We start from the raw sequence: 275 nt of genomic DNA on the forward strand, positions 1-275 counted from the left end.
CGCCTTCTCAACCATCGTGTAGTTGTATTTGACGTCGGTGAGGTTGCTACGCCTACGGTTGTACCCGTCGCCGTCGATGCTTGACACCGACATCACGCCGGAGAGCGAAGCACCGGCGTGCTTGTTACCGCCGCTCTCCTCCTGGTTCGCGTTCCAGAGCAGCCCGGCCACGATGCTCCGGTCCCGGATCGTCCACACGGCCGGGAACCAGAAGCTCATCCCGAGGCCGCACTGCTCGCCCACCTTCAGCTCCGTCTCTGCCGCCGACGAGTGCG

At 64.4% G+C, this 275-nt stretch carries 1 protein-coding gene; it reads right to left on the minus strand.

What is annotated here, in order from left to right; genetic code table 11:
* The coding region (locus L9G74_RS24115; protein ID WP_238898609.1) for a DUF2921 domain-containing protein at positions 1 to 275 on the minus strand (275 nt) is incomplete at both ends.

It is taken from the genome of Shewanella electrica, from assembly GCF_022321485.1.
GTDB classification, from domain to species: domain Bacteria; phylum Pseudomonadota; class Gammaproteobacteria; order Enterobacterales; family Shewanellaceae; genus Shewanella; species Shewanella electrica.